This is a genomic window from Luteitalea sp. (genome assembly GCF_022842525.1).
Lineage (GTDB): Bacteria > Acidobacteriota > Vicinamibacteria > Vicinamibacterales > Vicinamibacteraceae > Luteitalea.
Map to the genome: position 1 here is coordinate 2,728 of NZ_JALHPM010000353.1, position 472 is coordinate 3,199.

The 472-nt window shown below is 64.6% G+C and carries 1 protein-coding gene; it reads left to right on the forward strand.

Going from position 1 to position 472, the window contains the following annotated elements:
• Nucleotides 1–472, forward strand: a 472-nt coding sequence (locus Q0C41_RS30825) for a restriction endonuclease subunit S (protein ID WP_291990784.1), incomplete at both ends; no start/stop codon positions are given.

The following is a 472-nucleotide window of genomic DNA, read 5'->3' on the forward strand; positions in this document are numbered from 1 at the left end:
GGGACGTCGTCCCGCTCGGAGAGCTAGGGAAGATCGGAAACGGGTCGACGCCGAAGAAGTCGGTCCCCGAGTATTGGGACGGAGGCACGTTCCCGTGGCTCACGAGCGCGAAGGTCTACGACAGCGAGATCCGAGGCGCTGACCACTTCGTGACGCCGATTGCTCTGCGGGAGTGCCACCTCCCTGTGCTTTCGCCCGGGGCCGTGCTGGTCGCCATCACCGGCCAAGGCAAGACACTGGGCCATTGCGCGGAGCTTCGGATAGAGGCGACCATTAACCAGCACCTCGCGTACGTCCAGACTGACACGGAGCGGATCCTCCCACAGTTTCTGCGGTACTACCTCGAAACGCAGTACGACTACCTGCGGCAGGTCGCCTCGGGCGGCGGCAGCACGAAGGGTGCGCTGACATGTGCGTTCCTTAGGACGCTTCAGGTACCCGTTCCGAGCCTCGCCGAGCAGCGCGACATCGC